Annotated in this window: 3 tRNA genes; all 3 read right to left on the bottom strand. The window is 53.3% G+C overall.

Going from position 1 to position 330, the window contains the following annotated elements:
* Nucleotides 1–85 precede the first annotated feature (85 nt).
* Nucleotides 86–159, bottom strand: a tRNA-Ile gene (locus HA044_RS03735).
* A gap of 16 nt (nt 160–175) precedes the next feature.
* Nucleotides 176–249, bottom strand: a tRNA-Met gene (locus tag HA044_RS03730).
* Nucleotides 250–255: 6 nt separating this feature from the next.
* Nucleotides 256–329, bottom strand: a tRNA-Pro gene (locus tag HA044_RS03725).
* Nucleotide 330 lies beyond the last annotated feature (1 nt).

Raw genomic sequence — 330 nt, 5'->3', positions numbered from 1 at the left:
TCGAACCCACGCACGCTTTTACACGCCTGACGGTTTTCAAGACCGTTCCCTTCAGCCGGACTTGGGTAATCCTCCAAGATAACAATGGACCTTGTAGGACTTGAACCTACGACCACTCGGTTATGAGCCGAGAGCTCTAACCAGCTGAGCTAAAGGTCCAACAAGATCAACAATATAGCGGCGAAGGGGATCGAACCCCCGACCTCCCGGGTATGAACCGGACGCTCTAGCCAGCTGAGCTACACCGCCATAATATCGGGAAGACAGGATTCGAACCTGCGACACCTTGGTCCCAAACCAAGTACTCTACCAAGCTGAGCTACTTCCCGA

This window comes from Streptococcus sp. IMAU 99161 (assembly GCF_014435245.1).
Taxonomy (GTDB): Bacteria; Bacillota; Bacilli; order Lactobacillales; family Streptococcaceae; genus Streptococcus; species Streptococcus lactarius.
The sequence above is the reverse complement of the archived record's forward strand: the minus strand, read 5'-3'. Positions and strand labels throughout refer to the sequence as shown.